Genomic DNA, 19,985 nt, shown 5'->3' on the forward strand with positions numbered 1-19,985 from the left:
TCACCAGCTAAATCATTTACCAGATTTAAATTTATTTGACCTTAGATGGATAAGATTTTTCCTTCTGAATATATATACAATTGGAGAAAAAAAGGGAAGGATTACCATAGAGAGAATCCAGAAAGTTTTGTCCCTAATTTCCATTTGAATCATATCAATAAGAATGATCAGCCAAAAAATAAATAAAATCGCATTACTAGTCCAAATGACCATTTGGGATTCGTTTTCATCAAGATCCAAAATATGTGTAAAAAAAGAAGCTCCCCAAAGCACATAAAAGAGAATGCTTAGAAACAGCTTGTATTTAATAATAAATTGTATCAGGTTAAAACAGTTTTTTAATAATCGCCTCTTCCGTAATTCCTTCAGCTTCGGCTTTATAATTTTTAATGATCCTATGTCTTAAAATTCCGAAAGCAACTGCCTGAACATCTTCAATATCGGGAGAAAATTTTCCATTGACGGCAGCATGGGTTTTTGCAGCCATAATAAGATTTTGGGAAGCTCTGGGTCCGGCTCCCCAGTCTACATAACTAGTTACCAATTCTGGTGCACCATTTAAAGGTCTCGTTTTCCCCACTAACCTTACGGCATATTCCACTACGTTATCCGGCACAGGAATTCTGCGGATAACATGCTGAATATCTGAAATTTCTTTCGCGGTAAATAGAGCATTTACTTCTTTTGGCTCGTCTGAGGTTGTAGATTTTACCACATCAACTTCTTCCTGGAAACTTGGATAATCAAGGTTGATGGCAAACATGAACCTATCTAATTGAGCTTCCGGAAGCGGATAGGTTCCCTCCTGTTCTATAGGGTTTTGTGTTGCCAATACAAAATATGGAAGATCCAGTTTGTAGTGATGGCCTGCTACGGTCACCGATCTTTCCTGCATGGCTTCCAACAAGGCCGCCTGGGTTTTAGGCGGGGTTCTGTTAATCTCGTCTGCCAGTAAAATATTGGTAAAAATGGGCCCCTTTATAAATTTAAATCTTCTGTTTTCATCCAGAATCTCAGACCCCAGAATATCACTGGGCATTAAATCTGGAGTAAACTGTATTCTCTTAAAATCTAAACCTAGTGCCTGAGCAATGGTATTTACCATTAAGGTTTTTGCCAGTCCCGGCACTCCAATAAGTAATGAATGACCTCCGGAAAAAATTGACAGCAGGATTTGATTTACCACCTCATCCTGTCCAACAATAACTTTCGCGATCTCTTTTTTAAGATCGCGATGTTTGTCTACTAATTTTTCTACCAGTGCAACGTCAGACATATATTGAATTAATTTTTCACCCAGCCACTTGTATACTCACAGTCACGGTATTTCCCATTAACCTTGATGTAAGTATCGTTTATTTTTTCTGTTTGCCATTCTTCAATAGCCTCCAGTTGCTTATCTCTTAAAGCAAGTTCTTTTATTTTAAGATAATCTGTTGCATAATCTGCTTCGTGTTCTTCTACCTTCTTAGTAACCTTAATAATTTTATATTGTGGTCTTCCAGATCTGTCTTTCTGGGTTAAAACCAAAGATAGTTCACCTTCTTCGAGACCTTCCACCTGTTTGAATAACTCGGGATCAATTTTGGTTAATTCAAACCGTGTGTCCCCTGTACGAGGATTTATAAGTTTCCCACCTTCATTCTTTGTTTCCTCTTCGTCTGAAGCTTCTCTGGCTGCAGCAGCAAACTCAATATCACCAGCAGTAATTTTGCTTCTTAAGGTATCTATTTCGGTTCTTGCGGCTTCTACAGATGCATTCGTCACATCTGGAATTAAAATTATATGTCTCAATTCTACCGTTTGCCCTCTAATCTTATCTACCTGAATAATATGATATCCAAATTCTGTTTCAAAAGGTTCGCTGATCTCGCCTTCCTGAAGACTAAAAGCTACATCTTTAAATTCCTTTACAAAAGCATCTTTTCGAGTAAGTGTTATTCTTCCTCCGTCTGAAGCATTCCCTGGATCCTGAGAGTAAAGTACCGCTTTGGTTGAAAAACTAGCTCCATTTTCTTCAATATCAGCTTTAAATCCGTTTAATCTGTCAATTACTTTCTGTTTTTCAGATTCTGGAATTTCAGGTTCAATAACTATCTGGGATAATTCAACCTCTGTCCCAAACATTGGCTTTTCATCCATTCCCACATAATACTGTCTTACCTCTTCAGGAGTAACTTCTATTTCTTCAATAATCTTTTGCTGCATTCTTTGTGCCAGCTGTCTTTGCTTGGTAAGCTGAAAGATCTCGTCCCTAAGTTCAGCTTCACTTTCCTTCTTATAGAACTCAAGAACTTTTTCCATAGAACCTGCCTGTTGCGCAAGTCCCTGAATTTGCTGGTCTACCGTTGCACTTATTTGAGAATCTGGAATAATAATACTATCCTGAATGGCATGATGGGCATAAAGTTTATTCTCCATCAAAGAACCTGCAAGGTTACAGTCTGTCACATCTGCAGTAGACATACCCTGACTTTGCATATCCTTATACATAAGATCTACATCACTATCTAAAATGATATACTCGCCTATGACTGCAGCAATCCCATCAACCTTCATTCTTTGAGACCCCTGTTTTGTAACATTCTCCTTCTTCACCTCAGCATCTGGCTGGATAGAAGTACTATCTGTAACAATTACTTCCTGTGCGTTCGCATAAGAAGATAGCAGTACACATCCTGCAGCTAAAATAGATTTAATTGTAAATTTCAAATTCATTATTCTTAATTGCATCTTTAGTAATATCTTTTTCTAATTCTTTAATTAACGCCTGCTTCCTTTTATTAAGTAGTATCTCGCGTATAGTTGCCGAAGCATATTCAAGAGGAGCCTGCTCATTTCGGCTTAAAACATCATTTACGTAAACAAGATACACATTTAGTGAATCCTGCAATTCCATAAAATTGGATTTCTTAAGCAGGCTTGATCTATCTTCTACAGATAGCGGTGTTATTTTATCATAAACAGATTTGGTCTTTATCCAAACCGAATCATTCATCGCATAATTCTTAAACTGCAAGGCCATAGTCTCCAATTCCTGCTGATCCTCTTCATTAAACCTATTCAGTTTTTTCTTAATTTCATCAAGATTATTGCTATTCTTAGCCAGGTTAATATATCTAAGCTTTACGAGGTCTTCGTTTAAAATAAAATTCTCTTTATTTTTCTCATAATATTCTTCTACTTCGTTGGTATTTAAAGAAGTATCAAGATCACGAGAAACAACAGCATCTGTATAGGCATTGGTATACAATTCGTTCCTATAATTATTTACCAGTCCATCGAATTCATTTTGCTGGGTTTCCGGTAAATTTAACTCTGCACGATCTATCAATAATTGCTGGGTCGCCCAGCGAGTAATATAATTTGAAACAATTATTGAACTATCCTCGGGCGATGTAGCTTCATTTATCAAAGCAACTATATCCTCTTCGTAAAGATATGAATCATTAACCCTTACAACTATCTTACGATCATCAGATTGCTCAAAATATTCACAGCTTAGCACAAGCAGCGATAAAAAAATCAGAGTAAATCCAAGAAAGTATTTCTTCAAAATCAATTTTTTTAGCATTCTTCAATTTAAATGCCAGAAAAGACATGGTGCATAGAAAATGTCTTCATCGGCGCAAAAATAAGAATTAGTTAAGGTTCTGCAAGCTAAAGGCATAACGAAAACATGATATTTAAATTATAAATTTCAGAAATATTTAATTCCGCCATATCTTTAGAATACAATAAATCAGCTAGTTATGAAATATCAACACGAAATCACCATTAAACGAAGCAGAAATGAGGTCGTAGAAAAATTTTCAGATCCAGAAAATATGGAACACTGGCAGAAAGGTTTTATTTTCATGAAACCTATAAATGGTGAGTTAGGTGCCGCTGGTTCCCAGAATCTCTTAAAATACGAAATGGGAAAAAGAGAGATAGAAATGACCGAAACCATACTTAAGAATAACCTGCCCAATGAGTTTAGTGCCACTTACGAAGCGAAGGGAGTTTATAATTTTCAGATAAACCGATTTAAAGAAACTACCGAAGGCCATACCGTTTGGATAGCAGATAATGAGTTTAAATTTAGCGGATTTATGAAGCTTTTTGGTTGGTTTATGCCCGGAGCATTTAAGAAACAATCTTATAAATATATGCAGGATTTCAAGGCCTTTGTAGAAGATGGAAAGAGTGTAAAGAACGAATAATCCTTAATATTTAAAATAAAAATTTAGCTATATTTTACTCAGGCTGTTATATTTGCGAAAAAATAACACAAAATGAAACGATTAAGCTTAGGAATTCTATTATTATTTATTGCATTTTCGGCAAACGCTCAATCCAAAATTGGGACCATCGATGCTGAATACATCCTTGCTCAAATGCCTGAGAATACTGGGGTAAATAAAAGTCTTGAAACCTATAATGAAAAACTTCAGGCTGATCTTAAAATGAATATTCAGGAATATGAAACACTGGTAAAAGAATATCAGGAAACCGGTAAAGATCTTGAAGAAGTTGCCAGAAAGGGAAAAGAAGATACAATTATTGGTTTAGAAAACGATATTAAAGGTTTTCGCCAGAAGGCCTCAGTAATGATGCAAATGAAACGTAACGAATTAACTGGTCCTTTATATGAGAAAATCGATAAAGCAATGAAAAAAGTAATTGCAGAAAAGGGCTATACACAAATTTTCAATTCAAGTGCCAGTGGTCTAGCTTTTTCCAGAGCTGAAGACGATATTACTGAGGAAGTTATGGCAGAATTGGGAATTGAACCACAGCCCCAAACTGAAGCCACTTCAAATAAATAACACAATCTCATCAATTAGCAAAAAAAAAGCCCTGAAAATTCAGGGCTTTTTTTATGTTCAATTTTCTACTACTATCTACTATAGTTAGGAGATTCTTTTGTTATAGTAACATCATGTGGATGACTTTCGTGAACTCCGGCAGCAGTAATCTTTACAAATCTACCCGTTTCCTTGAGTGTTTCAATATCTTTAGAACCACAGTATCCCATTCCGGCTTTTAGGCCACCGATAAACTGGTGGATACTCTCTTCTAAATCGCCTTTATAAGGTACACGACCAACAATACCTTCTGGCACTAATTTCTTAATATCATCTTCAACATCCTGGAAATATCTGTCTTTCGAACCTTTTTCCATTGCTTCAACAGATCCCATTCCTCGATAAGACTTAAACTTACGCCCTTCATAAATAATTGTTTCACCCGGAGACTCTTTAGTTCCAGCAAGCAGCGAACCTAGCATTACACAATCTGCTCCGGCAGCTATTGCTTTTGGAATATCACCGGTATATCTAATTCCGCCATCTGCTATCACAGGAACACCAGAGCCCTTTATTGCAGCAGCAACTTCCAGCACTGCAGAAAACTGAGGAAATCCAACTCCGGCAACAACACGTGTTGTACAGATGGATCCAGGCCCTATCCCAACCTTAACTGCATCTGCACCAGCATCTACAAGATATTTTGCGGCATCTCCGGTGGCTATATTTCCAACTACTATTTCCAAATCTGGAAATTTATTTTTCACCTCTTTAAGCACATGAACCACTCCTTTAGTGTGACCATGAGCCGTATCAATAATTATTGCATCTACACCTGCATTCACTAAAGCCTCAGCGCGATCAACCGCATCACCGGTCACTCCAACTGCGGCTGCAACACGTAAACGGCCGTAGCTATCTTTATTAGCCATCGGCTTTTGTGTAAGCTTGGTAATATCTCGAAAGGTTATTAAACCAACTAGCCTATCATCCTTATTTACTACCGGAAGTTTTTCAATCTTATTCTCCTGAAGTATATCTTCTGCCTCATCCAGAGAAGTTCCTTCTGCTACAGTCACCAAATTCTCTGAAGTCATTACTTCAGAGATAGGGCGATTAAGGTTTTTTTCGAATCTTAAATCCCTGTTAGTAACAATACCGAGGAGTTTTCCATCTTCATCTACAATAGGAATTCCTCCAATGCTATGCTCTCGCATAGATTCTTTCGCATCCCGAACTCTTGCCGAAATTGGTAAAGTAACGGGATCTATGATCATTCCGCTTTCAGCACGTTTCACTTTGCGAACTTTTAAAGCCTGCTGCTCGATACTCATGTTTTTATGAAGAACACCAATACCTCCTTCCCTGGCCATAGCGATAGCCATGCGGGATTCTGTAACTGTATCCATCGCTGCTGAAACGATAGGAACATTAATTGGGATATTACGTGTGAATTTGGATTGAATACTTACTTCTCTTGGTAGAACTTCAGAATATGCTGGTACTAAAAGTACATCGTCATAAGTAAGTGCTTCGCCAAGTATTTTTGATTCGTGTGCAGTCATTGCAATTAAGGATTTAATTGCATGCAAATGTAAGGTTTATATGTGAGAAAATGTAGGTTTTAGATATTAAGACAAAATAAACCTAATATAGATTCTTTTAAAGCTATTGAATAGCCTTTCAACTCCAGGATCTATAGTCTTAAAAGCTATAAAAAATAATTGTAACAAATTAGCTTTAAGCTATTTATATTGTTTCTTAAAAGCTGTGTTCGTAAATTTAAGTATATCAAAAAATAAAATTATGAGTATTAGATTAGGAAACAGCTGCGTGAATTGTGAAAGATTCAAAAATAATTTCTGCACTAAGCATGAAACAAGTGTTGGCGAACAACACACCTGCGATAGTTTTAAAATGAAAGCCGCAATAAAAAATGAACCAAATTGTCTGAACTGTAGCAGATATGAGTCGCCTACCTGTGCAAATCCTCAGAAAGCCGCTCCTGGAATGTTGTGCAATCACTGGGCACCACAGGCAACCGCTTAAATCTAAAGTTTTACCTGCAACGTTGTATACCAGGTAATTGGTTGCGCAGGAATAATTCCAGGCCCCGGATACCCTGTGGCTCTCCTGGTAAAGTAAGAATTATCTAAAAGATTATTTACCCCCGCTTCTAACTTGAATTTCCCCAGACTATAAGAGGCTGAAAAGTCTAAGATTCCATACGCAGGAACCGCTCCTTCAATCCCTCGATTGTTTTCAGTTTTTACCTGAGGGGCATTGGTAGCATCTGTATACTGTCTCCCCAGGTAAGTATATTGCAATCCAGTAAGAAAGTTTTTATACCCAAAATTAAGGCCTGTTTTTAAGTTCACTGCCGGGATAAACTCTACTTCATTTCCTTCTACATTAACCTCTTCAGATGATATATATTCAGATTTGGTAAAAGCTGCATTTACAAATACATTCAATTTATAGTCTTCGGCTGAACTAAAGAATGAATTTCTTAGATTCCAATCAGCAAAAGTTTCCAAACCATATATAAAAGCATCTCCAATATTCCCTCTAAATCTAACCAATCTACCCGTTTCTTCAAGCTGCCCAGATGCATTTACACGCTCTTCAGGCTTTAAGGTCTCACCAATCCGGTCATTATATCTTAATGCGAAAATACTGGCATCATACGATAGAAAATCCTTTAAACGACCTCTAATTCCTATATCTGAAGTAAAGCCTTCTTCATCGTTAATATTAGGATCTACCTGAAAACTTGGGTTTACCACCCTGATATCATTAAAAGTTACAGATCGATAATTCTGAGAGAGATTAGCATAAAGTTCGTTAGATGCATTTAAGTTATAACTACTTCCCACTCCTAGAAGAATAAAACTTCTTTCAAATTTACGGTCATCTTCCACCGTTTCATTTAACAACGTATTTTGAGCATTATCATTTATAATATTCTTATAAAATCCGTCTGATTCTGTATTGATATATTCAAACCTAAAACCGGGAGTTATCGAAAAATTGTTCGTGAGCTTAAAGATATTCTCTCCAAAAAACGCCAGGTTCTTATTGGGAAATTCGAATTGAGACTGTCTTTCATAATTCGGAAAATATTCCGAAGCAAAATTAAAATCGGGTTCAAAAGAAGTGCTTCCCGGTCCCTGCTGTTGCTCATTAAAAGCCTGGTAATATTTGCTACCTAATAATAATACCGACTCTTCATTAAATAAATTATATCGGGTAAGCATTCTTGCTTCAGCTCCCCAATTAGAGAAATCATCTACCAGTAATTCCCTTGGTTCTTCCAGATCATCGGTCAAAGCCACTCTGTTCTGTCTAAAACCTAAGGCTTTTCTGCTTGCATTTAAGCCGAAAACATTTAAACTCAAATCTGTTTTATCAGTGAGTTCATGTTTCAGTTTTAATGCGAAAAGGTTCCAGTTCACATCAAACCAGTTCCGCTCACGATTGCTAAAATCAGGATTTTCATAAAACTGACTATCAGTTAGACCTCCCGGCTGTTGTGCCAGATAATCCAGATAGGTATACTCAACACTTATATTCGTTCTATCATTGAATTTCCATCCTAAATGTGCAAAAGCATTATGGGAATCATATTCTGAATTTGGACGAAAGCCTTTTCCTCCTTTATAATTATAATACGTGTAGTAACTAAATTTTCCAACAGTTCCGCTAAGACTATTAAAAGTGGTAAACATATCATAAGATCCTACAGACTGTCTAGAAACCAATTCGATCTTTTTATCCGGTACCGGCTCTTTAAACTTAAAATTGATAAGTCCTCCAAACTGGGTTCCATACTGCAAAGAAGCAGCTCCCCTTATCACCTGAATTTCCCTGAGTGCTTCGGGTGGTGGAGTATAATAACTTTCAGGATATCCTAAAACATCTGCCGAAATATCGTAACCATTCTGTCGTGTATTAAAATTCTGAGTTCTGTTAGGATCTAACCCACGACCTCCAATATTTAGCTGTAAACCTGCATCCCCATTGTCATAAATATTCAATCCCACAACCTGGCTGTAAATCTGTCTTGCATTATTGGCTGCCAGGTTACCCGAAACCTTATCCAGTAAAACCACTTCACTTTTCTTTCCGGCATAGATAGCGGTGCCTTCTACTTCTCTAAGTTTTCGAAGCGCAAAGAGCTGCTCTTTCCTATTTATAATCAATACTTCACTTAAACTTTCAGCCAGCGGAGACAATTGGAAGTTAGTAGTTGTATTTTTATTAATCGTTATTTCCGTTTCAATAATTTCAAACTCATAACTAAACACAGCAAAAATATAGCTCCCCTCTTTTAGATTCGAGATCTCGAATTCACCCTCATTATTTGCAACTTCAAGATTACCGGTGCTTTTATTCCAAATTTCTGCATTGGGAACAGGTTCCCCCGTTTCTGAAGAAGTCACTTTCCCGCTCAGTGAATACTGCGCATTCATTAACAAACTAAAAAAGAAAAATATACTAAAGACCTTTAATTTCATCTTCGAAGGGTAAAATAAATATTTTGTGTTCAAACGAGTCCGCGAAATTAAGCAAATTAACGTCGGGGCTTATATAGGGAGTACTTTTTCTGCCATTTAAGCCTACATAACTATCTACATAAACTTCAATATTCTTATGACCATCTTTACGGAAATGTTCGGCTAGGAAATGGGCATATTCTATTATAAAATCTGGCTGAAAAGACATTTGTTTCTCCTGAAAGGGAGTCAGAAAATCTGAATTATCAACATAAAAGCGTTTTCCCGTTTTGGCATCCACCACTTTAAATTCGGCATAACCTGCTTTTTCCATCAGCATTACCCTCCATGAAAATCGGAAACCCTCTTCTGTCCAGAATAATTCTCCAGGATATAATAAATATCTCCACGGAAGCAACAACTGAATAATAAAAAAAGTGGCCACCACAGAGGTGAGAAGTTTTCTCTTTTGAGGCTTATTAAAAAATAACCTGGTATTGTCAAATGTCGTCTTCTTGATCTTAAACCAGGAGGAAATTTTATTCAAAATTTGATGATGCACTTTAGGACTGAAGAATATCAATGCGCTAACGATCATGATATAAGGAAACATCCCTATAGGAAACAGAACGCGCGTCATAACATGAAATATGATCACGGCAAGAAATGCCATTAAGCGTGTTCTACTGTAAAGCAATAAAAAAGGGATGAATAGATCATATAACATCCCACTCCAGCTGAAAACATACGCTATCCATTCCTGTTGCATCAAATCTCCAAGCAGCGGAAGGTCGTATTTTGAAGGAAGCCAGATCTTTAATGGCATCGCTTTAAACAACCAGTCTGAATTAAATTTAGCCAATCCCGCATAGAAATACACGATGGTCAGCAATAATTTGATTGAATCTATACACCAACGGGGAATTTTTTGAAAAGATATTTTAGGATTCTTCCAGGCGTCCAGGGAGAAATAAGCATTGGCAGGCAGGAAGATCAGTAGAAAACTTAAGATACTAATGAAATAGTAATGGTTAAGATAGGTAGTCTTATCCATGAGTTCTATATAGGTGAAACTCAGAAAAAACGTAATTATCGCAATTCTGTATTTATAACCTATCGCCGCAAAGAGTGCGGCCAGACCACATATTATAAAAAGTAAATAGGTGAAATCGCCAAGCGGTTTCACCCATTCAAATCCATAATAACTAAAATGAAATTTTGGAGTTATATAAAGTTTTTCAATCCATCCGTTCAGCCAGAATCGAACGATGCTGGCGAACATCATGATTCCAAATCCTATCCTAAAAACTGCCAGTGGAGCCGCTTCGGTATAAGAATTGAGATATTTTGAGATTGAAAAATTCATCTAAGCAGACTAATCTCCGTCTGAATCTACATAATCCACACTAATAGACAGTGCCTGAAGCATATCTAATTTTAAAAGCACCACTTCTTTTTGTAATTCGTCATGAACTTCCAGCATAAGAACATTATCAGTTTCCACCTGATTTCTAAGACTTGAATCCAAATCTCCAGATTCAGAACTTATAGCATTGAATTGTGATAAAATATCACTAGCTAAATCTCCTCGATCCAGTGCTTCAAGGTATGTATGAAAGCTTTCTCCAGATTGACTGCTTCCAAAATATTTTCCGATATAGAAATCTTTACTACTTTTTAAAGCTTCAAGGTAAAGTTCACGTGAAAAATCATCGGAATAATACGCTTCTACATTTATTGGAGAAGGTGTTCCCGTAATCGCCCCGGAAGGAAATCCTATTTTACCCGAACGTAAGAATTTTTCAAAATACATAACATATTTATTTGTTAAACGATCTACCGAACCGGTACTTGAAGAGCTTGTATTATTTACAAAAGCATCCCTGTAATCACCCTGCCATGAAGCTGTAACCTCTGCAGTAAGTGCATTTATACGCTTAACCACCTCCAGGAGATATACTTTCTTGTTCTCTGCGTCTTCATCAGAAGTATATTTTAACAATGTTTCTTCTTTGGTAGATGCTAAACCAAATAAAAGATAGTCCAGCGCAGGAAAACCCTGCTCATCATAACTTGACGGTAATTTGAGATTATAGGTGCCAGATGCCAGTTTAGAATCAAGCTCACTTGCATTTAAAGGATACGTATTTAGAAAACTTCTATAGTTCAACTCCTCGGCTTTCCCGATATCAAACATAGATACACTTTGGAAAGATCTATAAGAAAGCTCAAACTGAGCTCTAAGAGCCGTAAGCTCAGTGTTTCCAGGATCTTCTACAAAAGCCTGGGCAAGAGTTTCGAGTTTTTGAGTTTTCGTATAGAAATCTTCATAAGAAGGAAGAATAATATTATCTGCCCAATTAGCAAGCATTTCACCACGATCAAAAGTATCATTTGTGTTATCACCACCGGTATCTCCTCCTTCATCTTCAGTGGAACAGGCTGCAAGTACAAGACAGGCCAATAATACTATTTTTGAAATCTTCATAATTTTAAATTTTAAAAACCGGAGCGGAAGATGATCCCCAGCTCCGGCTAGTTATTTTACTCTGCAGCTTCCTCAACACTAAAGTCGAAGCCTGCGGCTATTTCTTCGGAAATACTATCTAACATTTCCGGGCTAACCTCCCAAAATCCATTTCCTGAAAGCAGCTGCTCATTAATTGTATCAATTTGTGCTTTTGAAACATAAGGAGCTCCGTTTGAAGGATTATGCGTAAACCTAAGGCTATAAATAAATCCGAATCCTTCTGAAAGCTCATGAAAAGCGCTGCCATAATTTTCTTCCTGCAGCTTCGCTTTTCCTCCTTGTAAATAATGTACTGCACGTACTCCAATTACTTTTGAAAGGTTTTGACGAATAATCGCAATCTGCTCATTTCTTACAGAATAATTTCCGGCTACAATAGCGGCTCTACCCTTTTTAAAAGCTTCAAAAGTTTCTTCAGCGATCCCGGCAAAATCTTCATCTTCATCTACCTGACCCAAATAACTGAAAAGTAGACGGTCATCACTTTCATTTAATAAACTGTTAGGTGTTGCGCTGGGAATTGAAGGATCTCCGTACAGATAGCCATATGCTTCATCCCATTTGTGCTCCATAGTGGTATAAGACTTTCCTTCTTCAGTAATTTCAGCGTCATTATTAGCCTTGTTGTCTGCTTCGTCAAGAACCGCTACAGAAAGGTAATTGTTAGCGATCTGGTCTAACAAGAGTGCACCTATCAAACCTTTTGCAAAAGCCTGGTTATACTCTAAACCTTTTTCGTTTACATAACGAACTCCATCACCATCAGCAATCTGACCTGCAACACCAGCCTCAGCAAGCTGATCTTTATTAGGCTTTACGGTGTTCATCTGTCCGGAAATAAATGATTCAAAATCATTTTTAATCTCTGTACTTTCAACAGTATTGGTTGAAAAATAGAAGCTTGAAGCTGCTACTTTAGATTTTATACTTTTTGAAGATTCGTTTAAGCTTGTATTCTCAAACGGAGCATTCTCATTTGCGAACATATTCAACAACAAAGTTTCTGAAGCATTGTCAAAATCATTGAAATTTGAAAGAAGTTCCGCAGACATTTGTAGTCTTGTTGTTTGACCGTTGAAGTCTACAGTTGAACTATTGTTTCTCTCAAACTTATAAGTTGTGGGGTTATCTATATTGTTTTCTCCTTCCGGGCTTAATGAATCATCATCAGAAGAACATGACATTAATGTAGCTCCGGCTAATACTGCTGAAAATAACAGTTTTTTCATATTGCTTTATTTAGACTGGTTTAAAATAACATTCGGCGGCAAATATAAAAACCCGTTTTGGCTACCGCAAGTTTATTTAGATTAAATTTAAATAACTTTTTCTAATGGTAGTATGAAAAGCGATAAATTCTATTAATAATAAGCTTTCCGAAGCTTTGGATTTATAAGAATAAGGACGTCTACTTACTTAAATTTTCTACTTATTTATAAAAAGAAATATTCATCTGATATTTAAATTTTGAAATTAACTAGCCCTGGAATTGATAAAAATTCAATTTTGATATGATTAAACTTGATAAATAAGGCCAGAATAAAAACCTTTGAATTGTCATCTCGACCAACGGGAGAGATCTCCTGGAAATATACTAAAAGATTTCTCCTACGCTATGCTTCGTCGAAATGACAGTTAAGTTAACGTCATGCTGAACTTGATGCAGTATCTCATAAAGACCCTGAAATAAATTCAGGGTGACGAGTTGTTGCGCTGAGCCTGTTGAAGCGTGTCTCTAATCTATGACACTTCGATAGTTTGAAAACCTAAATATGATAACCCTGAAAAGTTAAATTAGCTGATAAATTAAATTCCAAATACACGTTGTTTGCAATTGCCATCTCGACCAACGGGAGAGATCTCCTGGAAATATACTTATAGATTTCTCCTTCGCTATGCTTCGTCGAAATGACAGTTAAGTTAACGTCATGTTGAACTTGATGCAGTATCCCATTAGACCCTGAAATAAATTCAGGGTGACGAATTGTTGCGCTGAGCCTGTCGAAGCGTGTCCCCAATCTATAGCACTTCGATAGTTTGATAAACTAAATATGATAACCCTGAAAACTTAAATTAGCTGATAATTAAATTCCAAATACACGTTGTCCGCAATTGTCATCTCGACCAACGAGAGAGATCTCCTGGAAATATACTAATAGATTTCACCTTCGCTATGCTTCGTCGAAATGACAAAAATATAAGAATGCACTTGCCAGTTTGAAAGGCCAAGTTCGAATTTTGAAAAATGCCTTAGAATTTAATGATACGAATTAAAAATTTTAGAGGCTTCATTATAAGAAGATTCAAAACTCGTCATTTTCACATTGGTATCAGCTTTCACAGAATTAAAATAAGAGAGCATTTTTTCTGAAGGCATATTTCCGGTGAGTTCATCTTTAGCCATCGGGCAGCCACCAAATCCCTGAATAGCACCGTCAAATCTATAACATCCGGCTTTGTATGCCGCATCAATTTTCTCATGCCATCTGGAAGGTGTGGTATGTAAATGGGCACCAAACTCGATATTTGGATATTTCGGTATAAGGTTAGAAAAGAGATAATCTATAATTTCGGGAGTTGAAGTTCCTACGGTGTCAGATAAAGACAGGATCTTCACACCCATTGCTGAGAGTTTTTCTGTCCACTCCCCTACGATCTCCACATTCCACGGATCTCCATAAGGATTTCCAAACCCCATACTTAAATAAGCGACTACTTCTTTTCCGCTGGCATCGGCAATATTTAAAATCTGTTGCAAGACCTCCACAGACTCTGCAATGGTTTTATGTGTATTACGCATCTGGAAGTTTTCAGAAATAGAAAATGGATACCCTAAATAATCTATTTCTTCAAATTTAGAAGCATCCTCAGCTCCGCGGGTATTCGCAACAATCGCAAGCAATTTGCTAGTAGTTGTGGATAGATCTAACCGGGAAAGTAAATCGGCGGTATCTTTCATCTGGGGAATCGCTTTGGGGGATACAAAACTTCCAAAGTCTATAGTATCAAAACCACAGCGTAACAAAGACTGTATATATTGTGCCTTCTTTTCAGTGGGGATAAAATCCCGAATTCCCTGCATCGCGTCACGGGGACACTCAATAAGCTTTACTTTACCCATACGCCCAAAGATAACATTTTAGAGAAAATTGAAAAAGATTATGGATCTATTGATAATATTAAATTTCAGAAGGGAGTTTCAGAATTTATACCATTGAATTCTTAATCCTTTTATAGCAGAATAAGAACCGCTATTAAAATAAAAATCACTACCTGCATCCATTTTAAAAAAATGCCCGACTTAGGATGTGATTTGATATAGGCCGAAATTTTTTCAGCTAACATGGCAACTCCAGTAAAAATAATGAATGCCTGCAACATAAAAAGCATTCCCAGAATGTAGAATTGAAGGATGGTATTTCCGTCTGGTTCCCAGAGAAAACCCGGGAAAAACGCCAGAAAGAAAATCCCTACCTTGGGATTTAATACATTCATAATAAATCCCTGCTTAAATAAACTAAGCATACTTTTATCGCTAATCTTTTCTGAAGAAAAAGCAATTTCAGGATCACTTTTATAAACCTGATATGCCAGATACAGCAAATAAACCGCACCGAGAATTTTAATCAACAAGAAAACATTGTCAGATTGTTTGATAATTGCCGAAACACCAAAAGCCACCAGACTGGTATGGATAAGGATCCCACCCACCAGGCCAAGTGCACTAACAATTCCCTGCTTACTTCCATAGGCAATAGAACGTACTAAAACGTATATAATATCCGGGCCAGGGGAAAATGTGAGAAGAATAGACGCAGTTAAAAAGGGAATGATTTGGTCTAACATATTTTAAAGACCTTTTTCCAATATTTTCTGATTGATGTCTTTGATCAGGGCCGGACCCTCGTAGATAAATCCAGTATAAAGTTGAACCAGACTTGCGCCGGCCTCCAGTTTTTCTATAGCATCTTCTGCAGTATGAATCCCGCCAACTCCAATTATAGGAAAAGCTTTATTACTTTTTTCGGAAAGAAAACGAATCACCTCAGTAGATCTTTTAGTGAGTGGTTTACCGCTGAGTCCGCCCATTTCATTCTTATTCTCCGACTTTAAACCCTCCCTGGAAATGGTGGTATTGGTAGCGATCACTCCGGCGATCTTTGTTTCCTGAACAATTTCGATAATATCCATTAATTGCTCATCGGTGAGATCTGGAGCTATTTTTAATAATATTGGTTTCGGTCTTTTCTTTTGTTCGTTTTTTTTCTGAAGCGTATTCAGCAAATCCTTTAGAGGCTCTTTGTCCTGAAGTTCACGCAAATTTGGCGTATTTGGAGAACTTACATTTACCACGAAATAGTTTACATAATCAAATAGTGCTTCAAAACTATAAGTATAATCCTCTACTGCATGCTCGTTAGGAGTCGCTTTATTTTTACCAATATTACCACCGATAAGCACATTCTTGTTACTTTTTAAACGATTCACGGTAGCTTCGACGCCTTCGTTATTAAAGCCCATTCTATTGATAATAGCAGAGTCTTCTTTTAACCGGAATAATCTTTTTTTATCATTTCCCGGCTGAGGTTTCGGTGTTACTGTGCCAACTTCAATAAATCCAAAACCTAAGGAGGATAATTCGTTATATAGCTTAGCGTCCTTATCAAAACCAGCAGCGAGGCCCACCGGGTTTTTAAATTTTAATCCGAAAACCTCCCTTTCCAATCGGGCATCTTTCACCTGAAATTTAGATTTCAAATAAGAGGTCGCCCCCGGAATTTTACAAAACTTTCTCAAAAAATTAAATGTAAAATAATGTATCTCTTCAGGATCAAATTTGAAAAGTGTAGGTCTTATAAGTGATTTGTACATTTCTGGAAAGTTTTGTCAAAAGTAATTGAAATTCTATAAAAGAAAAGTTTGCCGAAATTTTCATTGTTTTTCTGTACGGAAATATTTAATTATTTGTTCCTCCATAAACTTCCATAAATTGATAAAAGACGCCATTCTGAACTTAATTCAGAAACTTAGGATAGAAATAATCACAACAATAATTTGAGATCTATCCAAAACCTGACATTTTGAAAAGCATTCTAATATGGATTAAAAAAAAGCCGCCTTATTTAAGAGACGGCTTGTTGATTATAAAAATTTGATTTTCCGCAATTTGAAACAAACTAAGAAAAAATAGCTAATCTAAATTAATACTGAGTCTGGCGAACAGAAAACGACCTGCAATCCCAAATTGCTGGGCACGCCTAGACCAGTCAAACCTACCGGAACTACGGTTATTAAATTCTTCTTCTGCCCTGTCTGGATAGATATCGAAAATATTATTTGCCCCCAAGGTTAAAGTCAAAGTTTCTGTAGCATGATAGCCTACCGATAGATCTGTTACAATTTTAGAACTAAATACCTGCTGATTTTCAAGGACTGTTGATGCTTCGGTCACTTCACCAAAATAAACATTTCTCAGAAAAAAATTAAAATCCCCGGCGGTCAAACTATTGGTAAGATTAACCTTTGTTCTAGGTACAGCCTCTTCGAGGTAGATCCGGCTATCTTCAGGAAAATAAGTGTCTACTAAACCAGCTCGCTCCAAAACCTCTGAAGCATTGATATCACCAACCTTTTTAGTCTTTGAAAGCGTTGCGGCAAGATCTGATTTCAATCTTAAATTATCATTAAAGACAGCTTTATGCGTTAGTACCATATCCAGACCTTTAGATTCGGTATCTATCGCATTTGCAAAAAATGAAGCCGCAGTTGCATTTGCCTGGGCTAAAAGATTATCAAGTTCTGAGCCAGTGCCCGGCCCGCTAAACTGACCAGTATATACAATTCTATCATCTATTGCTACAAAATATCCATCTACAGTTAACGAAAGGTTCGCATCGGGAATCTTAGCCGTAAAACCAAGGCTTATACTTCTTGAGGTTTCTTCTTTTAACTGAGGAATCCCCAAGAGCTCTGCCGGCCGACTATCATTAGAAAAAGTACCCACTTCTTGCGGATTTCCAGCATTATCAAATATCGTAGAAGTAGAATTGAAATATAACTGATGTAAAGAAGGTGCCCTAAACCCTGTATTGACCGCTCCTCTAATGTTAATATCATCGGTTAGTTTATAACGGGAAGACAATTTGAAATTCAGGGTAGAACCAAAATCTGAATAATCTTCAAATCTGGTAGCGAAGGTCATCAGGAATTTTTCGCTAAAATCCAATTCGGCATCAAAATACCCGGCGATACTACTTCTTTCCCTGGAAAGTTCATTTTTCGGACTAAAGCCCGGAAAAACCTGGGATCCTCCCGGTCTGGCACTTCCGAAGAAATCTGTTGCCGGATTTTGATCTGCTCTTACTACAACATCCCCGCTCTGAGTGTATTGCTCGTACGAACCACGCTCACCGGCTACGATCTCATAATTTTCAAATCTATGTTCTGCCCCGAAAGCTATATTCAAACCCAGAAAGACTTCTTGAAACAACCTGCTTATATCAAGGTTTGTGGTATTCTGAATAAAAGAAAAACCTCCGGCATCAAAAGAAGTCGGACTCGCTCTTTGCAAAGAAGCGTTGGAAGTATTCGAGATAAAATATTGAAATTCATTTTTACCCCAGGTATTGCTAAAATCTACATCCCATTCACTAACTGCACCCCGAACTCCCACAGCAATAGACTGGTCTTTGATTTTGGAATTAATCTCAGGCAAAAATCCGTTGATATAAATTGGAGTATAGGTCCTACTTTGATTGGGCAACCTATAGAATCCAGCAGAATTTCCCCTCCTAGAACTCATTCCTGCAAAAGAATATAATTCAGTTCCTTCTTCATCGAGAGGTAAAGACATATTGGCAAAGAAACGTCCACCTCTTAATCCAGATTGACCTACCCTCATATTAAAATCTGTACGATCTAGTCCCCTTGCATCAAGTTCATTTTCTGTGACATCCATTCCCAAGAGCGATTGCAGCGTTTCCCTGTCTTCAGCATTGCTAATATCATTCTGAAACTCACTACTGAAATACGAAACATCCTGGGCAAAATCTTTAATTTGATCATCGGTCAGAGAAGCTATATTCGCTCCGAAATTTGCAGCGCGAAATTCAATTGCATTATAGGCATTGAAAATAGTACCTTCCCACTCTCTCATTCGGTTATAATCTTCACGATAATCGAAATCTCCTGCGAAGGTCACAAATCCACCTTTCTCCCCCAAAGAAATACCGTAGCTCGCTGCTACGTTTACCGTTTCTCCATCAACTCCCCCGGTTTGTTCATTCGCATTTTTAGAAAAATTTGCGCCAGTAGTGATATTCACACTTAGCTCATCTGTTTGATCTATCAATACAATATTGATCACTCCGGCAATAGCATCTGAACCATATTGGGCTGCAGCGCCATCCCGCAGAACCTCGATCCGTTTAATTGCTGAAGCAGGAATCGCATTTAAATCTGTACCTACGCTTCCCCTACCGAAAGTTCCGTTTACGTTTACTAAAGAAGAATTATGTCTGCGTTTCCCGTTGATCAATACCAATACCTGGTCTGGTCCCAATCCTCTCAATGATGCAGGATCAATGTGATCTGTTCCATCAGAAATTGTCTGGGTATTTGAAGTAAAAGAGGGGGCGACGTAATTTAACATCTGATTCAAATTCACCTGGGGAACAGCTATGGTCATCTCCTGAACATCCAGAACATCTATGGGAACCGTTGATTCTACTACAGTTCTACTGGGATTCCTAGAGCCTACCAGTACCACTTCCCCGAGTGCCATCCCTGAGACCATAGTAACATTTATCTCTTCGCTATCTATAAAAACTTCGCGGGCATCAAATCCCACAAAGGTGAATACGAGCGTTTGTCCAAATTCTGCCTCCAGGGAATAAATCCCATCAAAATCTGTACTGGTTCCCTTATTCGTATCCTTGATTGCAACTGTGACCCCGCCAAGAGGTTGAGAATTCTCATCAAGTACAACTCCACTTATTGTTCGGGTTTGCGATTGAGCTACCAAACAAAGGAAAAACGATAAAATGAGTACGTAGAAATTTTTCATATTTAATTGGTTTGTTTTCTTAAATATAGCTCAATTATTTAACTTTTTCATAACAAACAACTCATATACAGTTATTTACACCTATCTAAAAAGCTACATTTTAT

At 37.3% G+C, this 19,985-nt stretch carries 16 protein-coding genes; 3 read left to right on the plus strand and 13 right to left on the minus strand.

Annotation, left to right across the window (positions count from 1 at the left end; all coding sequences use genetic code 11):
- Nucleotides 1-12: 12 nt before the first annotated feature.
- The 4 genes from GFO_RS18130 to GFO_RS11820 form a co-directional block, all read right to left on the minus strand.
- Nucleotides 13-213, minus strand: a complete 201-nt coding sequence (locus tag GFO_RS18130; protein WP_148264618.1) for a PLDc N-terminal domain-containing protein — start codon at nucleotides 211-213, stop codon at nucleotides 13-15.
- Nucleotides 214-325: 112 nt separating this feature from the next.
- Nucleotides 326-1,276 (minus strand): AAA family ATPase, encoded by a 951-nt coding sequence (locus tag GFO_RS11810; protein WP_011710364.1) that lies wholly within the window; start codon nucleotides 1,274-1,276, stop codon nucleotides 326-328.
- Between the two features lie 8 nt (nucleotides 1,277-1,284).
- On the minus strand, nucleotides 1,285-2,733 hold the full coding sequence (locus GFO_RS11815) for a peptidylprolyl isomerase (RefSeq protein ID WP_011710365.1): 1,449 nt from the start codon (nucleotides 2,731-2,733) through the stop codon (nucleotides 1,285-1,287).
- Nucleotides 2,696-3,556 carry a peptidyl-prolyl cis-trans isomerase gene (locus GFO_RS11820; RefSeq protein WP_229664727.1) on the minus strand — a complete coding sequence of 287 codons (861 nt, stop codon included), beginning with the start codon at nucleotides 3,554-3,556 and terminating at the stop codon, nucleotides 2,696-2,698. Before GFO_RS11820 ends, GFO_RS11815 begins: the two co-directional genes overlap by 38 nt.
- 196 nt (nucleotides 3,557-3,752) lie before the next feature.
- Here GFO_RS11820 and GFO_RS11825 point away from each other — a divergent pair, with 196 nt between their 5' ends.
- Nucleotides 3,753-4,205, plus strand: a complete 453-nt coding sequence (locus tag GFO_RS11825) for an SRPBCC family protein (protein ID WP_011710367.1) — start codon at nucleotides 3,753-3,755, stop codon at nucleotides 4,203-4,205.
- 72 nt (nucleotides 4,206-4,277) lie between these two features.
- On the plus strand, nucleotides 4,278-4,811 hold the full coding sequence (locus GFO_RS11830; RefSeq protein WP_011710368.1) for an OmpH/Skp family outer membrane protein: 534 nt from the start codon (nucleotides 4,278-4,280) through the stop codon (nucleotides 4,809-4,811).
- Nucleotides 4,812-4,882: 71 nt separating this feature from the next.
- On the opposite strand, the gene guaB is transcribed toward GFO_RS11830, so the two are convergent.
- Complete coding sequence (guaB, locus tag GFO_RS11835) at nucleotides 4,883-6,355, minus strand: IMP dehydrogenase (protein ID WP_041250116.1); 1,473 nt, start codon at nucleotides 6,353-6,355, stop codon at nucleotides 4,883-4,885.
- Nucleotides 6,356-6,596: 241 nt separating this feature from the next.
- On the opposite strand from guaB, the gene GFO_RS11840 reads away from it, so the two are divergent.
- A complete protein-coding gene (locus GFO_RS11840; RefSeq protein ID WP_011710370.1) occupies nucleotides 6,597-6,839 on the plus strand; it encodes a hypothetical protein in 243 nt (80 codons plus the stop codon).
- Nucleotides 6,840-6,841: 2 nt separating this feature from the next.
- On the opposite strand, the gene GFO_RS11845 is transcribed toward GFO_RS11840, so the two are convergent.
- The 8 genes from GFO_RS11845 to GFO_RS11880 form a co-directional block, all read right to left on the minus strand.
- Nucleotides 6,842-9,307 carry a TonB-dependent receptor gene (locus tag GFO_RS11845; RefSeq protein WP_011710371.1) on the minus strand — a complete coding sequence of 822 codons (2,466 nt, stop codon included), beginning with the start codon at nucleotides 9,305-9,307 and terminating at the stop codon, nucleotides 6,842-6,844.
- On the minus strand, nucleotides 9,288-10,652 hold the full coding sequence (locus GFO_RS11850; protein WP_011710372.1) for an HTTM domain-containing protein: 1,365 nt from the start codon (nucleotides 10,650-10,652) through the stop codon (nucleotides 9,288-9,290). The genes GFO_RS11845 and GFO_RS11850 overlap by 20 nt, the downstream gene beginning before the upstream one ends.
- Nucleotides 10,653-10,661: 9 nt before the next feature.
- Nucleotides 10,662-11,774 carry an imelysin family protein gene (locus GFO_RS11855; RefSeq protein WP_011710373.1) on the minus strand — a complete coding sequence of 371 codons (1,113 nt, stop codon included), beginning with the start codon at nucleotides 11,772-11,774 and terminating at the stop codon, nucleotides 10,662-10,664.
- A gap of 56 nt (nucleotides 11,775-11,830) precedes the next feature.
- The gene (locus GFO_RS11860) at nucleotides 11,831-13,045 is read right to left on the minus strand and encodes a DUF4856 domain-containing protein (protein ID WP_011710374.1); all 1,215 of its coding nucleotides are present in this window, start codon (nucleotides 13,043-13,045) and stop codon (nucleotides 11,831-11,833) included.
- 1,028 nt (nucleotides 13,046-14,073) lie between these two features.
- Nucleotides 14,074-14,937, minus strand: a complete 864-nt coding sequence (locus tag GFO_RS11865) for a hydroxymethylglutaryl-CoA lyase (protein ID WP_011710376.1) — start codon at nucleotides 14,935-14,937, stop codon at nucleotides 14,074-14,076.
- A 110-nt stretch (nucleotides 14,938-15,047) separates the two neighbouring features.
- Complete coding sequence (locus tag GFO_RS11870) at nucleotides 15,048-15,662, minus strand: LysE family translocator (RefSeq protein WP_011710377.1); 615 nt, start codon at nucleotides 15,660-15,662, stop codon at nucleotides 15,048-15,050.
- 3 nt (nucleotides 15,663-15,665) lie between these two features.
- Complete coding sequence (locus GFO_RS11875) at nucleotides 15,666-16,688, minus strand: quinone-dependent dihydroorotate dehydrogenase (protein ID WP_011710378.1); 1,023 nt, start codon at nucleotides 16,686-16,688, stop codon at nucleotides 15,666-15,668.
- A gap of 319 nt (nucleotides 16,689-17,007) precedes the next feature.
- A complete protein-coding gene (locus GFO_RS11880; RefSeq protein WP_011710380.1) occupies nucleotides 17,008-19,881 on the minus strand; it encodes a TonB-dependent receptor in 2,874 nt (957 codons plus the stop codon).
- Nucleotides 19,882-19,985 lie beyond the last annotated feature (104 nt).

This window comes from Christiangramia forsetii KT0803 (assembly GCF_000060345.1).
Lineage (GTDB): Bacteria > Bacteroidota > Bacteroidia > Flavobacteriales > Flavobacteriaceae > Christiangramia > Christiangramia forsetii.